Source organism: Rhodopseudomonas telluris (genome assembly GCF_042432815.1).
In the GTDB taxonomy this organism is placed as follows: Bacteria; Pseudomonadota; Alphaproteobacteria; order Rhizobiales; family Xanthobacteraceae; genus Rhodopseudomonas; species Rhodopseudomonas telluris.
The window spans coordinates 60,611-78,194 of record NZ_JBHLWM010000003.1 but is presented as its reverse complement, the minus strand read 5'-3'; the positions used below and the strand labels follow the sequence as shown (position 1 = coordinate 78,194).

Annotated in this window: 14 protein-coding genes; 10 read left to right on the top strand and 4 right to left on the bottom strand. The window is 67.5% G+C overall.

Annotation, left to right across the window (positions count from 1 at the left end):
- Positions 1-87: 87 nt before the first annotated feature.
- Positions 88-876: an alpha/beta hydrolase gene (locus ACFFJ6_RS07175; protein WP_378385933.1), complete on the bottom strand. Its 789-nt coding sequence runs from the start codon at positions 874-876 to the stop codon at positions 88-90.
- Between the two features lie 339 nt (positions 877-1,215).
- Between ACFFJ6_RS07175 and infC the strand changes: the two genes are divergently transcribed.
- Positions 1,216-1,755, top strand: coding sequence for a translation initiation factor IF-3 (infC, locus tag ACFFJ6_RS07170; RefSeq protein ID WP_156332516.1), 540 nt, complete (start codon positions 1,216-1,218; stop codon positions 1,753-1,755).
- Positions 1,756-2,017: 262 nt separating this feature from the next.
- On the opposite strand, the gene ACFFJ6_RS07165 is transcribed toward infC, so the two are convergent.
- Positions 2,018-2,434: a hypothetical protein gene (locus ACFFJ6_RS07165; protein ID WP_378385931.1), complete on the bottom strand. Its 417-nt coding sequence runs from the start codon at positions 2,432-2,434 to the stop codon at positions 2,018-2,020.
- A 369-nt stretch (positions 2,435-2,803) separates the two neighbouring features.
- Here ACFFJ6_RS07165 and rpmI point away from each other — a divergent pair, with 369 nt between their 5' ends.
- The 5 genes from rpmI to pheT all read left to right on the top strand — a co-directional run bounded on the left by rpmI (position 2,804) and on the right by pheT (position 8,038).
- Entirely contained in the window at positions 2,804-3,004 is a 201-nt protein-coding gene (gene rpmI, locus ACFFJ6_RS07160; RefSeq protein ID WP_011155610.1) for a 50S ribosomal protein L35, read from the top strand.
- Positions 3,005-3,093: 89 nt separating this feature from the next.
- Positions 3,094-3,453, top strand: a complete 360-nt coding sequence (gene rplT, locus ACFFJ6_RS07155) for a 50S ribosomal protein L20 (RefSeq protein ID WP_378385928.1) — start codon at positions 3,094-3,096, stop codon at positions 3,451-3,453.
- Positions 3,454-3,633: 180 nt separating this feature from the next.
- Positions 3,634-4,716: a phenylalanine--tRNA ligase subunit alpha gene (gene pheS / locus ACFFJ6_RS07150; RefSeq protein ID WP_378385926.1), complete on the top strand. Its 1,083-nt coding sequence runs from the start codon at positions 3,634-3,636 to the stop codon at positions 4,714-4,716.
- A 277-nt stretch (positions 4,717-4,993) separates the two neighbouring features.
- Positions 4,994-5,485: an endonuclease domain-containing protein gene (locus tag ACFFJ6_RS07145; protein WP_378385924.1), complete on the top strand. Its 492-nt coding sequence runs from the start codon at positions 4,994-4,996 to the stop codon at positions 5,483-5,485.
- A 144-nt stretch (positions 5,486-5,629) separates the two neighbouring features.
- Complete coding sequence (gene pheT / locus ACFFJ6_RS07140; RefSeq protein WP_378385921.1) at positions 5,630-8,038, top strand: phenylalanine--tRNA ligase subunit beta; 2,409 nt, start codon at positions 5,630-5,632, stop codon at positions 8,036-8,038.
- Positions 8,039-8,356: 318 nt separating this feature from the next.
- Here the strand turns inward: pheT and ACFFJ6_RS07135 are convergent, their stop codons facing one another.
- Entirely contained in the window at positions 8,357-9,799 is a 1,443-nt protein-coding gene (locus ACFFJ6_RS07135) for a flavin monoamine oxidase family protein (RefSeq protein ID WP_378385919.1), read from the bottom strand.
- A 250-nt stretch (positions 9,800-10,049) separates the two neighbouring features.
- Here ACFFJ6_RS07135 and ACFFJ6_RS07130 point away from each other — a divergent pair, with 250 nt between their 5' ends.
- Positions 10,050-10,997 (top strand): YiiX/YebB-like N1pC/P60 family cysteine hydrolase, encoded by a 948-nt coding sequence (locus ACFFJ6_RS07130; protein WP_378385917.1) that lies wholly within the window; start codon positions 10,050-10,052, stop codon positions 10,995-10,997.
- Positions 10,998-11,060: 63 nt separating this feature from the next.
- On the opposite strand, the gene ACFFJ6_RS07125 is transcribed toward ACFFJ6_RS07130, so the two are convergent.
- A complete protein-coding gene (locus ACFFJ6_RS07125) occupies positions 11,061-13,283 on the bottom strand; it encodes a putative bifunctional diguanylate cyclase/phosphodiesterase (RefSeq protein ID WP_378385915.1) in 2,223 nt (740 codons plus the stop codon).
- 371 nt (positions 13,284-13,654) lie between these two features.
- On the opposite strand from ACFFJ6_RS07125, the gene mepA reads away from it, so the two are divergent.
- From mepA to ACFFJ6_RS07110, 3 genes are all read left to right on the top strand, one after another.
- Entirely contained in the window at positions 13,655-14,611 is a 957-nt protein-coding gene (gene mepA / locus ACFFJ6_RS07120) for a penicillin-insensitive murein endopeptidase (protein ID WP_378385913.1), read from the top strand.
- 140 nt (positions 14,612-14,751) lie between these two features.
- Positions 14,752-15,111, top strand: coding sequence for a DUF2946 domain-containing protein (locus ACFFJ6_RS07115; protein ID WP_378385911.1), 360 nt, complete (start codon positions 14,752-14,754; stop codon positions 15,109-15,111).
- Between the two features lie 90 nt (positions 15,112-15,201).
- Complete coding sequence (locus ACFFJ6_RS07110; RefSeq protein WP_378385909.1) at positions 15,202-17,580, top strand: TonB-dependent receptor family protein; 2,379 nt, start codon at positions 15,202-15,204, stop codon at positions 17,578-17,580.
- Positions 17,581-17,584: the final 4 nt, after the last annotated feature.

The window sequence follows — 17,584 nt, the reverse complement described above, 5'->3', positions numbered from 1 at the left end:
CGCTCTGGAATACGGGGTCGCCCGCTTTCGCGGGCGATGACGGTGGTGAGTGGGGGGGGGGCGTCACCTCTCTTCACCTCCTTCACCTCACCCGAATTCCTCCACCGCCGCCAGCATCCGTGCGATGTCCTGCGGGCGGGAGAGGCGGTGGTCGCCGTCCTGGATCAGGGTCAGCACCACGTCCTCGCAGGGCAGCCGTTCGGTGAGGGCGAAGGCGTGGGTCCAGGGCACGTCCGGGTCCTGCTTGCCCTGCAGGATGCGGACCGGGCAGCCGGTGCTGATCGCGCCGCCGAGCAGCAGATGGTTGCGGCCGTCCTTGATCAGCGCCCGCGTGATCGGATAGGGCTCGCCGTATTCCGACGGCCGCATCCAGACCCCCTCGGTTTCGATCTGGCGCCGGATCTCGGGAGAAAAGCCGTTCCACATCAGCGCCTCGGTGAAATCCGGCGCCGGCGCGATCAGCACCAGGCCGGCCAGCGAGGCGGCGCTCGTGCCGCCGCGGCGGATCAGCTCGCGCGCTAGCAGCAGCGCCATCCAGCCGCCCATCGACGAGCCGATCACCACCTGCGGTCCCTCGGCGAAACGGTCGAACACCGCCAGCGAATCTTCCAGCCAGCGGCTGATCGTGCCGTCGGCGAAAGCGCCGGAGGATTCGCCATGGCCGGAATAATCGAACCGCACGCAGGCCCGGCCGCGCTCGGCCGCCCAGGCATGGAGCGCCACCGCCTTGGTGCCGGTCATGTCGGAGTTGAAGCCGCCGAGCCAGAACAGCCCCGGCGCACGGCCCGGCCTGGCCCGGACGGCGATCCGGCGCTGGTCCGCGCCGTCGCCGACGGTGATAAATGCCGGATCGGTGCCGGCTGGCTGATTTGTCATGGATCAAGTGCCTCGTTGCCGAATTGCTTTGCAGTACGCCCGGCCGCGTCGTCAATCGAGCACGAGGCGGGGTGCCGCGTGACGGAAAAGACGCGGATCGGCACGACTTTTCGCTGGTTATGCGGAAGTCGGCTTGCCGGTCGGGGCTTCTTCCGTCACACTGCGCCGCGATCAGAAAAGGGCATGGCCCCGGCTTTGAGCGGGGTTCTCGGTTTTGCGTCCGGTTGCGCTCTGACCTATATGGAAGGCGTGATCTGATCGGCGCAGTCGGTTGATGCCGCTGTGTGATGCCCTGATCGATCGTTCGCCACCAACGTTCACAATATTGGAGAAGCCACCATTCGCCGTCCCAACAGAGCCCCGCCCCCCGTTGCCAAGGATGGGCCGCGCACCAACGATGACATTCGCAACCACGAGATCCAGCTGATCGACCAGGACGGTGTGAACCGTGGCAAGGTCGAGACCATCGTCGCGATCAAGATGGCGATGGAAGCCGGCATGGATCTGGTCGAGATCTCGCCGAACGTCAGTCCGCCGGTCTGCAAGATCATGGACTACGGCAAGTTCAAGTACTCGGCGCAGAAGAAGGCCGCCGAGGCGCGCAAGAAGCAGAAGATCGTCGAGATCAAGGAGATCAAGCTCCGTCCGATGATCGACGACCACGACTACGACGTGAAGATGAAGGCGATGCAGCGCTTCTTCGAGGAAGGCGACAAGGTCAAGATCACCTTGCGCTATCGGGGACGCGAAATGGCCCACCAGGACATCGGCACCAAGCTGCTGGACAAGGTGAAGGCCGACGTCGCCGAGATCGCCAAGGTCGAGCAGGACGCCCGCTTCGAAGGCCGCCAGGTGGTCATGGTGCTGGCGCCGCGCTAAGGCGGAGCTGTTTCCGATTTCAGTATGTATATGGCCCGCCAGCGTGAGCTGACGGGCCATTTTCTTTGGTTTGAGTGTGTGGAGTCACTGCCTGGGGCACCCTCACCCCAACCCTCCCCCGCGAGCGGGGGAGGGAGCTCGCCATGCAGGATGGAGATGCAACTGCCTCTCCCCGACCGCTGCAGGCTCCCTCTCCCGCTTGCGGGAGAGGGCTGGGGTGAGGGCGACGCGGGCGATGTGCTGGCGCTGGAAAAGAAACGACCTACCCTCGCGTCGCCTGCCAGATGCCGTGGCAGCGGTCGCCCTGGATCAGGCCGCTCCAATAGCCGGAGCCGGTGCTGCCGGCGAGGCGGCCGCGGCCGGTGGCGACCGAGGCGCCGACCGAGATCCGCACCGAGACGTTGCCGCCGCCGGTGATGCCGCCCGTCACCTTGCCGCCGCCGGCCGAGGCGACGCGGCGGCCCTGCACCAGGAACGGCGCGTTGTAGGTCGGGCTGCAATTGCCCGCGCGGGTCGCGAAGGTCACGTTCCAGGTGCCGTCGAACGAGCCAGTGCGGCGCCGGGCGGCTTCGGCGTCGGTGGCGGCGAAGGTGGTCAGCAGCGCCGCGGCCGCGAGCAGCGCGGTCCGGGCGGCGCCGGGACGGAAGGTCGGGCCATGCGGCCGAGCGGGGACGATCATCGGAATCTCCACCATGTTTCCAATTGGGTCGCCTGCCGGAAGCGATCGATGCCCGCCAGCCTCGGCGCGAATCCTTTTGAAGTGTTGAACGCGGATACGACGGGGATAGGACAGGGCCCGTCGCGGCGCCGGCCGGGTCGGCAGGGTCCGGTTGCCGGGGCGCGTTCGGCCGGCGTTAAGCGTTGCCAATCCGGCTGCGCTCTGTCATAAGCCCAGCCTTCATCGCCCGGCTGATCAAGGGCTGCCGTGGCGGTGAGCCCTGCCGACCTGTCTGGTTTAGATAAGTCGTGCATTTTCAACGCTCTAACGAGCATATTCGCCGCCGCAGCGCCTTCGGGCGCTATTTGCGCGTGGCATGAGGAGAGCCAAATGCCCAAGTTGAAGACCAAATCGGGCGCCAAAAAGCGCTTCAAAGTCACTGCCACCGGCAAGGTGATGTCCGCCCAGCGCGGCAAGCGCCACGGCATGATCAAGCGCACCAAGAAGCAGATCCGTCAGCTTCGCGGCACGCGCGCGATCTTCAAGACCGACGGCGACAACATCAAGAAGTACTTCTTGCCGAACGCCTGACCGTTCTGGCCGCGCTCTGCGCGGCAACCTCATCATCGGGCCGCGCCCGCGCGGCCAACCAAACCCAATTCAGATGAAGGAGATCAGTCATGGCTCGCGTCAAACGCGGTGTGACGGCTCACGCCAAGCATAAGAAGGTCTACAAGCTCGCCAAGGGTTATCGCGGTCGTCGCAAGAACACGATCCGCACCGCCAAGGCCGCGGTCGACAAGGCCGGCCAGTACGCGTTCCGCGATCGCAAGCGCAAGAAGCGGACGTTCCGCGCGCTGTGGATCCAGCGCATCAACGCCGCGGTGCGTCCGTTCGGCATGACCTACAGCGTGTTCATCAACGGTCTGTCGAAGTCCGGCATCGTCGTCGACCGCAAGGTGCTGTCCGACCTCGCGATCACCGAACCGGCGGCGTTCCAGGCGATCGCCGAGAAGGCCAAGGCCGCGCTCGCGGCCTGAGGTCGTCTCACAACAGGCGTCCCGGTCGCGCCTGTCTGTGCAAGCAGTGAAGTCGTCATGGCCGGGCTCGTCCCGGCCATCCACGTCTTCTCTGTTGGCCATGCCGCAAGGCGTGGATGCCCGGGACAAGCCCGGGCATGACGGACGAGGGGCCGGATCAGCATCCTCTGAAGGATCGCCATGACCGACCTTTCAACTCTGCAAACGCAAATCCTCGCCGATATCGCCGCCGCCTCCGACGAGGCCGCGCTCGAAGCGGTGCGTGTCGGCGCGCTCGGCAAGAAGGGCTCGATCTCGGCCCTGCTGGCGACGCTCGGCAAGATGGACCCCGAGCAGCGCAAGACCGAAGGCGCGGCGATCAACCTCGCCAAGGACGCCGTCACCCAGGCGCTGACCGCGCGGCGCGACGTGCTCAAGGCCGCGGCGCTCGACGCCAAGCTCGCCGCCGAGACCATCGACGTCACGCTGCCGCTGCGCGAGCCGCTGGCGGAAGCCGGCCGGCTTCACCCGCTCAGCCAGGTGTGGGACGAGGTGACGACGATCTTCGCCGACATGGGGTTTGCGGTCGCCGAAGGTCCGGACATCGAGACCGACGACTACAACTTCACCAAGCTGAACTTCCCCGAGGGCCATCCGGCCCGCGAGATGCACGACACTTTCTACTTCAACCCGAAGCAAGACGGCTCGCGCCTGCTGCTGCGAACTCACACCTCGCCGGTGCAGGTCCGCACGATGTTGTCGCAGAAGCCGCCGATCCGCGTGATCTGTCCGGGCCGCACCTATCGCAGCGACTCCGACCAGACCCATACGCCGATGTTTCATCAGGTCGAAGGCCTCGTCATCGACAAGGGCAGCCATCTCGGCCACCTGAAGTGGATCCTGCACGAGTTCTGCAAGGCGTTCTTCGAGGTCGACAACGTCAACATGCGGTTCCGGCCGTCGTTCTTCCCGTTCACCGAGCCGTCGCTGGAAGTCGATATCCAGTGCCGCCGCGGCAAGGACGAGATCCGCTTCGGCGAAGGCGAAGACTGGTTGGAGATCCTCGGCTGCGGCATGGTGCACCCCAACGTGCTGACCGCCTGCGGCCTCGATCCCGACGTGTACCAGGGCTTCGCCTGGGGCATGGGCATCGACCGCATCGCGATGCTGAAATACGGCATGAGCGATCTGCGGCAATTGTTTGAAGCTGATGCGCGCTGGCTGTCGCATTATGGCTTCAAGCCGCTGGACGTTCCGACGCTGGCGGGGGGATTGAGTTCGTGAGCTTGGTCCGCGCTGGCGCTGGCGCGTTTGTCGGGCTGAACGCTGAGGCAGCGACAAGCGTCGCCCTCACCCCAGCCCTCTCCCGCAAGCGGGAGAGGGGGCAGGCCGCGGCTTGCGGGAGCTCATCGCGTGAACGCCGGCGTCGTTCATTGAAGAAGATTCGTCGTTGAGATTTGCAGTTGAGATGATTGAAGCCCTCGCAACGCCGCACGGCGAACTCCCTCTCCCGCTTGCGGGAGAGGGTTGGGGTGAGGGCGACACGGGCACGGAGCTTGCGATGGACGATTCGAAGCAGCCGACCTGGAAGGTCTCACCCAGCCAGCGCCGCCACGCGCGCGAGCTGCGGAAGAAGTCGACCGACGCCGAGCGGCTGATGTGGGGGGCGCTGCGCGACAAGCAACTCGATGGCTTTTCATTCAAGCGTCAGGTCCCGATCGGGCCGTTCATCGCGGACTTCGCCTGCCACGCGAAGAAGCTGGTGGTCGAGCTCGACGGCGGTCAGCATTATTCCGACGATGCCGAGCGCGCCGATGCGGGCCGCACGGCCGCGATCGAGGCGCGCGGGTTTCGGGTGATCCGCTTCAGCAACGCCGACGTGATGAGCAATCGCGACGGGGTGTTGCAGAGCATTGCGACCGAGCTTGCCGCAAGGGCCCTCACCCCAACCCTCTCCCGCAAGCGGGAGAGGGAGCGCGCCGAGCGCGCGGACAAGCCACGGCTTACACAAACCGGTTCAACACAGCGCTCGTCGTCAGACGATTCGGACTAACCATATGACCCGCAGCCTCTCCCTTCGGCACGGCCGGCTCCCTCTCCCGCTTGCGGGAGAGGGGTGGGGTGAGGGCGACGCGGGAACGGTTTCGACTAATCAGCACGGCGCGCCGACCGCGCTGCCAGACGGAAGTCACAACTCATGAAACTCACCCTCTCCTGGCTGAAAGATCATCTCGACACCGACGAGTCGCTCGATGCGCTCGCCGACAAACTCACCATGATCGGGCTCGAGGTCGAGGGCATCGAGGACAAGGCGAAGGCGCTGGCGCCGTTCACGATCGCCAAGGTGCTCACCGCCGAGAAGCATCCGAACGCCGACAAGCTGCAGGTGTGCAGCGTCGATACCGGCGAGGGCGCGCCGGTGCAGGTGGTGTGCGGCGCGCCGAATGCACGCGCGGGACTCGTCACCGTGTTCGCGCCGCCCGGCACCTACATCCCGGCGAAGGATTTCACGCTCGGCATCGGCAATATTCGCGGCGTCGAAAGCCGCGGCATGCTGTGCTCGGCGGCCGAACTGCAGCTCTCCGAGGATCATGACGGCATCATCGAGCTGCCGGCCGATGCGCCGGTCGGCCAGTCCTATGCGGCCTGGGCCGGGCTCGGCGATCCGGTGCTCGATATCAACCTCACGCCGAACCGGCAGGACTGCGCCGGCGTCTCCGGCATCGCGCGCGATCTCGCCGCGGCCGGCATGGGCAAGTTCAGGGATCCGTCGGTCAAGCCGATCAAGGGCGACTTCCCGTGCCCGGTGAACGTCACGGTCGAAGACAGCAAGCTGTGCCCCGGCTTCGCGCTACGGCTGGTGAAGGGCGTCAAGAACGGGCCGTCGCCGGAATGGCTGCAGAAGCGGCTCGCGGCCATTGGCCTGCGCCCGATCAACGCGCTGGTCGATATCACCAACTACCTGACGTTTGACCGGAGTCGTCCGCTGCACGTGTTCGACGCCGCTAAGGTGAAGGGCAATCTCGTGGTGCGCCGCGCCCAGGACGGCGAGACGCTGCTGGCGCTCGACGGCCGCACCTACACGCTCGACAGCAATGTCTGCGTGATCGCCGACCAGCACGGCGTCGAATCGCTCGCCGGCATCATGGGTGGCGAGGCTTCCGGCTGCTCGGCCGAGACCACCGACGTGCTGATCGAATCGGCGCTGTGGAACGAGATCAACATCGCCCAGACCGGCCGCCGGCTCGGGATCAACACCGACGCGCGCTATCGCTTCGAGCGCGGCGTCGATCCGGCCTTCATGGTGCCGGGGCTCGATCTCGCCACCAAGCTGGTGATGGAGTTCTGCGGCGGCACGCCGTCAGAGGCGATCGTCGTCGGCAATGCGTTCGGCGACGACCGCATCATCGATTTCCCGCTCAGCGAAGTGAAGCGGCTGGCCGGCATCGAGGTGTCGTTCACCGAAGCGCGCCGCATCCTGACGCAGCTCGGCTTCATGGTGGCCGGCACCGGCGCGGTGGTGAAGGTGGCGGTGCCGTCGTGGCGCAGCGACGTGCACGGCAAGGCCGACATCGTCGAAGAGATCGTCCGCATCCATGGCGTCGACAAGGTGCCGATGACGCCGTTCGAACGCGGCGAGAACCCGCGCAAGCCGGTGCTGACCCAGATCCAGACCCGCACCCGCCGCGCCAAGCGGGCGCTGGCGGCGCGTGGGCTGACCGAAGCGGTGACCTGGTCGTTCATCGCCAAGCCCGCGGCCGAGCTGTTCGGCGGCGGCCAGCCCGAACTGGCGCTCGCCAATCCGATCGCGTCGGATCTGTCCGACATGCGGCCGAGCCTGCTGCCGGGGCTGATCGCCTCGGCCCAGGCCAATGCCGATCGCGGCTATCCGGATCTGGCGCTGTTCGAGGTCGGGCAGATCTTCAAGGGCGACCGCCCGCAGGATCAGTTTGTCGCGGCGAGCGGCGTGCGTCGCGGCGTCGCGGCGTCGGCCGGGCTCGGCCGGCACTGGTCGGGCTCGGCGCAGGCGACCGCGCTCGACGCCAAGGCCGATGCGTTCGCGGTGCTGGCCGCGGCCGGTGCGCCGATGGCGGGGCTGCAGATCGCCACAAACAAGCTGCCGGCCTGGCTGCATCCGGGCCGCTCCGGCGCGATCCAGATCGGGCCGCAGAACGTGCTCGGTTACTTCGGCGAGCTGCATCCGCGCGTGCTCGAGCAGCTCGGCGCCGACGGCCCGGTGGTGGCGTTCGAAGTGATCCTCGATCGTGTCCCCGACGCCAAGCAGCGCCCGACCCGCGCCAAGCCGGCGCTGGAGCTGTCGGCGTTCCATCCGGTGTCGCGCGACTTCGCCTTCATCGTCGATCGCAAGGTCGCGGCCGCCGACCTGGTGCGCGCCGCGCAGGGCGTCGACAAGAAGCTGATCACTTCGGTGGGCGTGTTCGACGTCTATGAGGGCAAGGGCATCGATCCCGACAAGAAGTCGGTGGCGATCGCCGTGACGCTGCAGCCGCGCGACAAGACCATGACGGATCAGGAGATCGACGCCGTCGGCGCCAAGATCGTGGCGGAAGTGACGAAGAAAACCGGCGGCACGCTGCGCGGCTGAGGCGTTTAAGTAACGACCTCACTGCCCGCGTCGCCCTCACCCCGACCCTCTCCCGCAAGCGGGAGAGGGGGCTCGCCGTGCGCGGGGACAGGGCGGTAGTTCGCCACGCGACAGTGTTGATCTGACGGTCTCGCAGAGTCGGTCGATTGGTCAGTTGACCATCTTGAAGTACGCGGCGCCCGCTCGCCGATGCATCCCATCGCCCCGCAGGGTGCGCGCTCCCTCTCCCGCTTGCGGGAGAGGGCTGGGGTGAGGGTGCCCCGGGCAGTGAGCTGATGGCATCCGCCCTATCGCAGTAAGAGTCGTGCGGGACGAGTCTCAGCGCCACCAGGATGGTGTGCCGTTGGCGGTCTCGGGGGGGCGTTGACGTTGCGGCTGGCGTTCGCGGCGCTGCTTCTGTTTGCGGGCCGGCTTGTCCGCCTCGGGCTCCTTGGCCGGGCCGAGGCGCTTCAGCGCGGCGTCGGCGGCGCGTTCGCCGGAGTCCCACGCGCCCTGCACCGTGCCCCAGAGATTTTCGCTGGTCGCCTCGCCGGCGATGAACAACGTGCCGAGCGGCTCGCCGAGCACGCGGCGCATCGGCTGCGCGCCGGGCGCGGCGGCCGACATCGCGCCGAGCACGTAGGGATTGGCGTTCCAGCGCGTCACCGCCTTGCGATCGACCGCCTTGGCGATCTCGCTGCCGAACAGCTTGCCGAGCCATTCCAGCGCGAACGCCTCCATGGCGGCATCGCCCTGCGCGGCCAGTTCGCGGCCGAAACTGCCGGCGACATCGACGGTGCATAGCGACGAGCCGCTGATATTGGCGTAGAGCGCGGCGGTGCGCGGGCCGCTGCTCTGCTCGATCAGCAGTTCGTCGCGCGACAGGCCGAGCGGGTTGCCCTTGAACAGCAGCGCGATGCGGTCGGTGCTGCCGAGCCCGAGCTTGCCGGCGGCGTCGAGCTGACGCTTCGGCAACTCGGGCGTGAACTTGATGGCGCCCGAACTCAGCACATTGGTCGAGACGGTGAGGATCACCGCCTTGGCGGCGATGCGACCCGACGCGGTCTCGACGCCGGTGTCGCGGCCGTTCCAGACGATGCGGCTGACCGGCGTCGAGGTCACCAGCGGCAGCGGCGCGGCGAGGCGTGACAGCAACGTCCCAAGGCCCTGCCGGGCGCCGGCCTGTACGTTGCGATCCGGCGCGCGGGTCTCGTCCATCGCCGACAGGTCGGCGAGATCGGTGCCGCTGGCATAGGGGCCGAGCACGAAGTCGATGGTCGGACCCCAGTCGCCGAGATCCTTCGGCAGCGCCGCCGCGCAGGCCACATCGACCTTGCCGCGTGCCGCCTCGTCGATCGCGCGGCTGGCGCGGACCAGCGTCGCCAGATAGTCCTCGGTCTCGCGCGCCCGCGCGTTGCGGCGGCCGATCCGGATCTTCTGTCCCGGCGGCGCCGGCACGATGTCGATGCCGACGCTGCGCGCCTGCTTGGCGATCGGGTTGCTGTCCGGATTGTGTAGGAAGCGCGCGCCGCGGTCGAACGGCACGCCGAAGCTGTCGGTATCGGTGATGCAGCGGCCGCCGGGCTGTGCCGCGGCCTCGACCACCAGCACCTTGCGGCCCGCCGCCACGATCCGCCGCGCCGCCGCGATCCCCGCGGCGCCGGCGCCGACCACCACCACATCGACCTCGCGCGGCAACGCCGCGCGCGCCCGCGTCGCGAAGGCGGGGACCAGCGCGAGTCCGGCGGAAGCGGCGAGGAAGCTGCGGCGGGAGATTGTCATGTCATGGTTTCCAAAGCCTTTGCGGCCGGGGCATCGCGCCCGGCGCCGGACCGGCCGCGGCGCGTATTTGGCTGCCGGCCGCGGGCCGTCTGCGCACGGTCGCTCCAACTTGCCGGAATCGCTGCAGCGCGGCAACGGGGCATGGTGAATCAGTTGCCAGCGCGATGCGGAACCGATGAACTAAATTGCAACGGCTCTGGCCAATCATCGCACGGCGAATTCCAGATCGGATTGCGGCCGGAGCGGACAGATGGGTTTGGTGCTCGATGCCATCGGCAAGATGATTGCCGGCTATCTGCAGAAGGAAGAGCCGGGCTACGAGCCGTTCACGCCGAGCGATCCCGACCACCTCCGCGGCCTCATGCAGCCGGGCGACGTGCTGCTGGTCGAAGGCAATGCGCGCATCTCCGGCATCATCAAATATCTGACGCAGTCGACCTGGTCGCACGCCGCGCTGTATGTCGGGCCGATCGACGGCGCGGCGGAGCCGGACGGCGAGCCGCACGTGCTGATCGAGGCCAATATCGGCGAGGGCGTCACCTCGTCGCCGCTGTCGCGGCATCTGCCGTATCACACCCGGATCTGCCGGCCGGTCGGGCTGTCCTACGAGGACCGTCACACCGTGTGCCGCTACGCGATCAACCGGATCGGCTTCGGCTACGACACCAAGAACATCATCGATCTGATGCGCTATCTGGTGCCGTTGCCGGTGCCGCAGCGCTGGCGGCGGCGGATGATCGCGCTCGGCTCCGGCGATCCGACCAAGATCATCTGCTCGGCGCTGATCGCGCAGGCGTTCGACGCGGTGCGCTATCCGATCCTGCCGAAGATCACCAAGGCCGGCAGCCGTGCGGCGCGGCGCGAGATCCTGCACATCCGCGATTCCTCGCTGTACATGCCGCGCGACTTCGACATCTCGCCGTATTTCGAAGTGGTGAAGCCGACCATCGTCAATGGCTTCGACTACACGGCGCTGCACTGGGCCGACAAGCAGAAGCCGCTGGCCGAAGTGGTGGGGCCTTTCCGGCCGGCTCACCATGTCTGCGAGGACGCGCCGCCGCTCGTTCCGGAGGTCGTCGCCGCGCAGGCGACCCATCCTGCGAAAGAGTTGACGCTGGCCGAGCAATTGCAGGCCTCCGAGCGCTGCATCGCCGGCGATCACGTCGCCGCATGGCCGCGCGCGCGCCAGGCGGATTGAGGCCGCGCGCATGGCGCATCGACCGCCGCCGGCTGATGCGGCGGACGTTGCAAATCTCTGGTGTCAGGCGACGCGCACGGAATCGCGCGGTGTGACGGGGGAGCTGCCCTGCAGATCGAGCAGGCCCTTGACGTCGTCGTTGGGCCGCGCCGGGCTGAACAGGAAGCCCTGCGCCTCGTGGCAGCCCTCGGCGCGCAGCCAGCTCAGTTCGGCTTCGGTCTCGACGCCTTCGGCCGTGATGGTGACGCCGAGGCCCATGCCGAGGCTGATGATGGCGCGGACGATCGCCTGGGAGTCGCGGTTGTCGCACAGGCCGCGCACGAACGACTGATCGATCTTGATCTTGTCGAACGGGAAGCTGCGCAGATAGCTCAGCGACGAATAGCCGGTGCCGAAATCGTCCATCGAGATGCGGACGCCGAGCGCGCGCAGCGCGTGCAGCGTGGCGATCACCTGACTGCTCTTTTCCAGCAGCAGCGTCTCGGTGATCTCCAGCTCGAGCCGGCGCGGCGGCAGGCCGGACTGTTTGAGCGCGTCCATCACGGTGGCCATCAGATTGCCGACGCGGAATTGCAGCGGCGACAGGTTGACGGCGACGCGGACGTCGCCCGGCCAGCGCGCGGCGTCGAGGCAGGCCTGGCGCAGCACCTGGGCGCCGATCGCATTGATCAGGCCGGTGTCCTCGGCCACCGGGATGAACTCGGCCGGCGAGATCATGCCGCGTTCCGGATGCGGCCAGCGCACCAGCGCTTCGCAGCCGGTGATCAGGCCGGTCTCCAGCCCGATCAGCGGCTGGTAGTAAGGCCGCAGTACGTCGTGGCGCAGCGCCGCGCGCAGGTCGGTCTCGATCTTGCGGCGTGCCTGGGCGCGCGCGTCCATGCCGGGCTCGAAGAAGCTGAAGCTGCCGCGCGAATCCTTCTTGGCGCGCGACAGCGCCATGTCGGCATTCATCAGCAGCTTCTCGGAATCGTCGCCGTCGAGCGGCGCCACCGCGATGCCGATGCTGGCGCTGGCGACGACCGAATGGCCCTCCAGCAGATACGGCTCGGCGATCGCGTTGAGCAGCCGCTTGGCGAGCAGCGTGATGTCTTCTGGGCGCTTGATGCCGGTCTGGATCACGGCGAATTCGTCGGAGTTGAGCCGCGCCAGCGGATCCTCCTCGCGCAGCGTCGAGCGCAGCCGTCGGGCGATGCCCCGCAGCAGCTTGTCGCCGACGGCGTGGCCGAGCGTGTCGTTGACCGCCTTGAAGTGATCGACGCCGATGAACAGCACGGCGATCTTCTCGCCGGTGCGCCGGGTCTGCGCCAGGAATTCGTCGAGCCGCTTGCGCAAGAGGTTGCGGTTCGGCAGTCCGGTGAGGCCGTCGTGATGCGCCATGAAGGCGAGCCGCATCTCGGCGCGCTTGCGCTCGGTGATATCCATCAGCGCCAGCAGCACCGCGGGCTCGCCGTTATAGGTGAGCTGGCGCGCATAGATGGCGAGATCGATCAGCGAGCCGTCGGCCTTGACGTGCTTCCAGGTGCGCGCCGCGCGCTCCTCGTTGCTGGCGTCGCCATCCCATGGCAGTTCGGTCTCGAACGCCTGCAGCCGGCGGATGGTGAGTTCGGCGAATTCGCTCGGCGAGTAGCCGTAGTGCTCGACGGCGGCGTCGTTGACCGCGACGATGCGCTCGTTCTGCAGCGAGCAGACGATCATCGGCACCGGGTTGCTTTCGAACATCAGCCGGAACGAGGCTTCGCGCTGCTTCAGCTCGGTGATGTCGACGCGCAGGCCGATCACGCCGCCGTCCGAGGTGGTGCGCTCCTCGATTTGGATACAGCGGCCGTCTGCGAGCACCTGTTCGTGGCTGTGGCCGGGGTGAAACAGCCGGCGCATCCGCTCGGCGATCCATTCGTCCTCGCGGCCGATCGCCTCCGGATAGTCGCCGCGCTCGACGCCCACCCGGATGGTGTCCTGCATCCGCGCGCCGGGTTTGAACAGATCGGCGCTGGCCTTGTAGATCTCGGCGTAGCGCTTGTTCCAGAGGATGTAGCGGCCCTCGGAATCGAGAAAGACGATGCCCTGCGGCAGGATGTCGATGGCCTCGCGCAGCCGCTCGTGCGACTTGCGCGCTTCGGCCAATGCGGCTTCGACCGCGTGCTCGCGCTCGGCGCCGCTCGTGCAGCGCGGTCCACGTGTCGGCAACGCCGGCGGCTTGGCGCCGCTCGTCAGGGAGCGGCGTTTCGGCTTACGGGTGTCCGCACATCGCTTGGATGTTTTGTTGGTCCTCAGCCGGATCTGCGGCATTCCCACGCCCCACACGCAATCTGCGACCTCATTGTGCAATATGTGTCTGAAAAAAAAGTGTAATGTTTTGCGTGGCATTTTCAGTGCCTTGCCGGGCGGGGTGCACAAACACCCTCCTTCGGCACCCAAGGCTTGCAAATAGCCGCCGACTCGCGCGCCTCACGGTTGCTAACTGGTGTTCGAGTGAGGAATTGCAGGCTTTTTAGGCAGCGCGGCCGATCGATTTTAAATCCGCGCCAAGTGGGCGGCTGGTTAGTTCCACGTTAAAATGGCTCATCCGCGGGCCCATTTAATTGCCCTGGCCGGGCGGAGCGGCGGTCGGCCGCGGCCGGTCGGCTGATTTTACCGGACCGGTCGGCTATAAGATTCGCATGCGTCGCCGATCGATTCCCGTCAGATTGCTGCTCGCCACCGCGCTGCTCGTCGGCTCGGCCGCCGCCGCGCAGGCCCAGGACAAAGGCACGGTCAATCCGAAGCCGCTGCCGCCGCTCGCCAATCCCAACGATCCGGACCTCGCCGCGCGCGAACTGTTCGCGCGAAGATATCTGCCGGCCGCGCTGCCGCCGCGGCCGATCGGGTTCTACGCGCATGGCTGCCTGGCGGGCGGCGAGGCGCTGCCGATCACCGGCCAGACCTGGCAGGTGATGCGGCTGTCGCGCAATCGCTTCTACGCGTATCCGGCGATGGTGGACCTGATCCAGCGGCTGTCCGCGAAGGCGCATCGCGACGCCGGCTGGCCGGGCATCCTGGTCGGCGACATGTCGCAGCCGCGCGGCGGGCCGATGCTGACCGGCCATGCCAGCCATCAGGTCGGACTCGATGCCGACATCTGGCTGACGCCGATGCCGAACCGGCAGCTGTCGCGCAACGAGCGCGAGGAGATGTCCGCCACCATGATGGTGCGACCGGACCGGCTCGACATCGATCCCAAGGTCTGGACGCCGTCGCACTGGAAGGTGATCCGCGCCGCCGCGCAGGAGCCGGCGGTCGAGCGCATCTTCGTCAATGCGGCGATCAAGAAGGCGCTGTGCCGCGAGGCCAGGGGCGATCGCACCTGGCTCGGCAAGGTGCGGCCGATGTACGGCCACGACTATCACTTCCACATCCGCATCGGCTGTCCGCCCGGCAGCCCTGGCTGTGAATCGCAGCCCGAGCCGCCGGCCGGCGAGGGCTGCGCGCCGGCCGATCTGGCCTACTGGTTCTCCGACGCGGTCCTGCATCCGAAGCCGCCAAAAGAGCCGCCGAAGCCGAAGAAACCGCTGACGCTTGCGGACCTGCCGACCGAATGCCGCGCCGTGCTGGCGGCGCCGGATCAGCGCCCCGATTAGCAGGCGCTCCTGTCGTCGTTGTCGCGGGGGATTGCCCATCCGGCGGGCTGTCTCGCACCCGGTGCCTCAGTAGGGTCACGGACCTCGACACGACGGTATCCGCATGATTAATTGCCGCCGCTAAGGGGCATGTGATGCGGTTGCAGCTACGCAGAGTGCTGCCAGTCTTCTTCGTCGCGCTGTGGGTGCAGATCTTCGCACCGATCGGCGTGTACTTCGCGGAGGCGGGCGAGCGAACCAGCGGTCTGTTCACGACCGCGATCTGCCATGCCGACGACGCCTCCACCGACCAGGGCAGCCAACCCGGCCGCGCCGCTGCGCCCTGTGTGCTGTGCTGCCTCGCCGCCGTCACCGGCCCGATCGATACGCCGCTGTTCAGCGTCCAGGCGATGCCGCCGCGGAGCTTCGCGCGTGTCGTGTGGCGGGAGCAGACGCCGGCGCGGACGCAGGGCCGCGGCAGCTCCGGCACCCAGGCGCGCGCGCCACCGACCTTTTCCTGAGCCACTCCATCTGCACGGGCGCGCCGAGCCGCGCCGCTCAATGGCTTTTGCGGTCAGCGCCGGGCGTTGCCGCCAGGAAGGTTATGAAACATGTTGCGCATCCACGCCCTTTCGGGGGCGAGCGCGGCTGCGATCGGACTGATGCTGACCGCATCGGCCGGGACCGCCCGCGCTCAGACCACGCCCCAAAATCTGCCGTCGGTGACCGTCGAGGCACCGGCTCCGGTCCGCGCCAGGCCAGCGCCCCGCGCCCGCAGTCGGGCCGCGGCGGGGCCACGCCGCGCCACTCCGGTACGCGCCGCCGCGGCGCCGCCGGTCGCCGCGCCCGTGGTCGAGACCGCGACCGCGGCGCGCGATCGGCTGGTGCAGGCGCCGAACGGCCAGACCGCCACCACGATCGATCGCAGCCAGTTCGACAACCGGCCGTCGTTCTCGGTCACCGACGTGCTGCGCGACAGCCCCGGCATCTCGGTCAAGCAGGGTAACGGCCCGCGCGATGTCGGCATCTCGATCCGCGGCTCGAACGCCCGCAACGGCTTCGCCATCCGCAACATCGTGATCTTCGACGACGGCTTCCCGGTCACCCAGCCGGACGGGCTGTCGCGCAGCGACCTGATCGATCCGCACGCCTATAGCGCGATCGATGTGATCCGCGGCCCGTCCTCGGCGCTGTACGGCAACTACGCCACCGGCGGCGCGCTTAACTTCCGCACCCGGCCGGGCGGCAGCATCGACGGCGCCGAATACGGCGTCGAAGGCGGCAGCTTCGGCTATCTCAGCAACTATCTGACGGTCGGCAAGAAGGTCGGCGGCTTCGAGGCTTCCCTGTTCGCCAGCGATGCGCGCGGCGACGGCTTCATCACCAACAGCTGGTTCAACACCCAGACGGTGAACTTCCTGGCGACCTGGCAGGCGACGCCGGACGACCGCTTCACCGTCAAGCTGATCGACAACGAGCTGTCGACCCGGCTGCCGCTGCGGCTGTCGCTCAATCAGTACAACATCAACCCGTTCCAGGCCGGCTGCACCACGGCGGCGGTCGCCGGCTGCGGAACGGTGTCGCTGTTCAACAACGGCTTCAACGGCAGCAAATCGACGCTGACGGCGCTGCAGGCCGGGCTCAACCGCGACGACCGCCGCACCATCGTGGGCGGTCGCTGGGAGCACGATTTCGACAACACCACGACCTGGCGCAACCAGTTCGTGTTCGACGACCGCAACATCAGCCAGCCGACCGGCTCGACCAGCGCGGTCGGCGACTATCCGTCGTACAATTTCTCCAGCGACATCACCAAGCGCGGCGAGCTGTTCGGCATGGCGTCGACGTCCCTGCTGGGCGCCTGGTACAACACGCTGAGCGCCTCGGGCGATACGTTCAACGTGCTGCCGAGCGGCGACGCCGCGGTCGGCCGGCTGCAGAGCAATCTCGCCAGCACCACGACCAATTACGGCGTGCGCGCCCGGCAGGAACTGCAACTGGTGCCGACCGTCACGGCGATCGCCGGGATCGGCTGGGAGACCACGCAGCTCAAGGGCGTCAGCACCGCTTACGCCTATCCGACGCTGAACAATCCCAACGTGGTGGTGCCGACCGTGCTCGGCGCCTCGCCGCAATTCCAGAACACCGCGCCGGAATTCGCGCTGATCTATCGGCCGAGCGCCGAATGGACCTGGCACGCCCGCGTCGCGACCGGCTACGGCACGCCGCAGGTCAACAATCTGTTCGTGCTGCCGAGCGGCGCCCCCGGCAACAACACCGCGCTGCAGTCGCAGACCAATGTCGGCTACGACATCGGCGCCGACTGGACGCCGAACCGGTCGCTGACGCTGAGCGCCACCGCGTTCTACGAGTTCTTCACCAACGAGATCGTGTCGCAGGCGACGCCGGTCGCCGGCGTCAGCTACAGCTTCAACGCGCCGCATTCGGAGCATCGCGGCGTCGAATTCGCCGGCCGCTGGGCGTTTGCCGAGGGCTGGGAGGCGAAGCTGGCCTATACGCGGCTAGACGAGATCTACACCGACTACACCGAGAGCATCGGCGCCTACCGGTTCAATCGCGTCGGCAACCAGATCCCCGGCATCTCGCCGAACGAACTGACGGCGCGGCTCGGCTACGATCAGTTGCACGGCGCGCTGACGGGGCTCGGCGGCTTCGTCGAGCTGGTGTGGAAGGACTCGTTCTATCTGGACAACGCCAATCTGCTGAAGGCGCCCGGCTACGAGCTGGTCAATCTCAACCTGCACTACAAGACCGAGCTGCAGTCGGACTATCTGCGCCAGCTCAGCGTGTTCTTCGAGATCCGCAACCTGTTCGACAAGACCTACATCGCCTCTGCCAACAATATCGCCAACACGGTGAACTCGGCGGGGGTGCAGAATCCCGCCAGCGTGCTGGCTGCGACGTCGGGGTCGATCTATGCGGGTTCGCCGCGCGCGTTCGTCGGCGGCATGAAGATCGCCTTCCGGTGATCTT

What these genes read in the sequence shown, in the direction of transcription:
- ACFFJ6_RS07175 (WP_378385933.1), bottom strand. Translation starts at nt 876, where the DNA reads ATGACAAATCAGCCAGCCGGCACCGATCCGGCATTTATCACCGTCGGC.
- ACFFJ6_RS07165 (WP_378385931.1), bottom strand. Translation starts at nt 2,434, where the DNA reads ATGATCGTCCCCGCTCGGCCGCATGGCCCGACCTTCCGTCCCGGCGCC.
- rpmI (WP_011155610.1), top strand. Translation starts at nt 2,804, where the DNA reads ATGCCCAAGTTGAAGACCAAATCGGGCGCCAAAAAGCGCTTCAAAGTC.
- rplT (WP_378385928.1), top strand. Translation starts at nt 3,094, where the DNA reads ATGGCTCGCGTCAAACGCGGTGTGACGGCTCACGCCAAGCATAAGAAG.
- pheS (WP_378385926.1), top strand. Translation starts at nt 3,634, where the DNA reads ATGACCGACCTTTCAACTCTGCAAACGCAAATCCTCGCCGATATCGCC.
- ACFFJ6_RS07145 (WP_378385924.1), top strand. Translation starts at nt 4,994, where the DNA reads ATGGACGATTCGAAGCAGCCGACCTGGAAGGTCTCACCCAGCCAGCGC.
- pheT (WP_378385921.1), top strand. Translation starts at nt 5,630, where the DNA reads ATGAAACTCACCCTCTCCTGGCTGAAAGATCATCTCGACACCGACGAG.
- ACFFJ6_RS07135 (WP_378385919.1), bottom strand. Translation starts at nt 9,799, where the DNA reads ATGACAATCTCCCGCCGCAGCTTCCTCGCCGCTTCCGCCGGACTCGCG.
- ACFFJ6_RS07130 (WP_378385917.1), top strand. Translation starts at nt 10,050, where the DNA reads ATGGGTTTGGTGCTCGATGCCATCGGCAAGATGATTGCCGGCTATCTG.
- ACFFJ6_RS07125 (WP_378385915.1), bottom strand. Translation starts at nt 13,283, where the DNA reads ATGCCGCAGATCCGGCTGAGGACCAACAAAACATCCAAGCGATGTGCG.
- mepA (WP_378385913.1), top strand. Translation starts at nt 13,655, where the DNA reads ATGCGTCGCCGATCGATTCCCGTCAGATTGCTGCTCGCCACCGCGCTG.
- ACFFJ6_RS07110 (WP_378385909.1), top strand. Translation starts at nt 15,202, where the DNA reads ATGTTGCGCATCCACGCCCTTTCGGGGGCGAGCGCGGCTGCGATCGGA.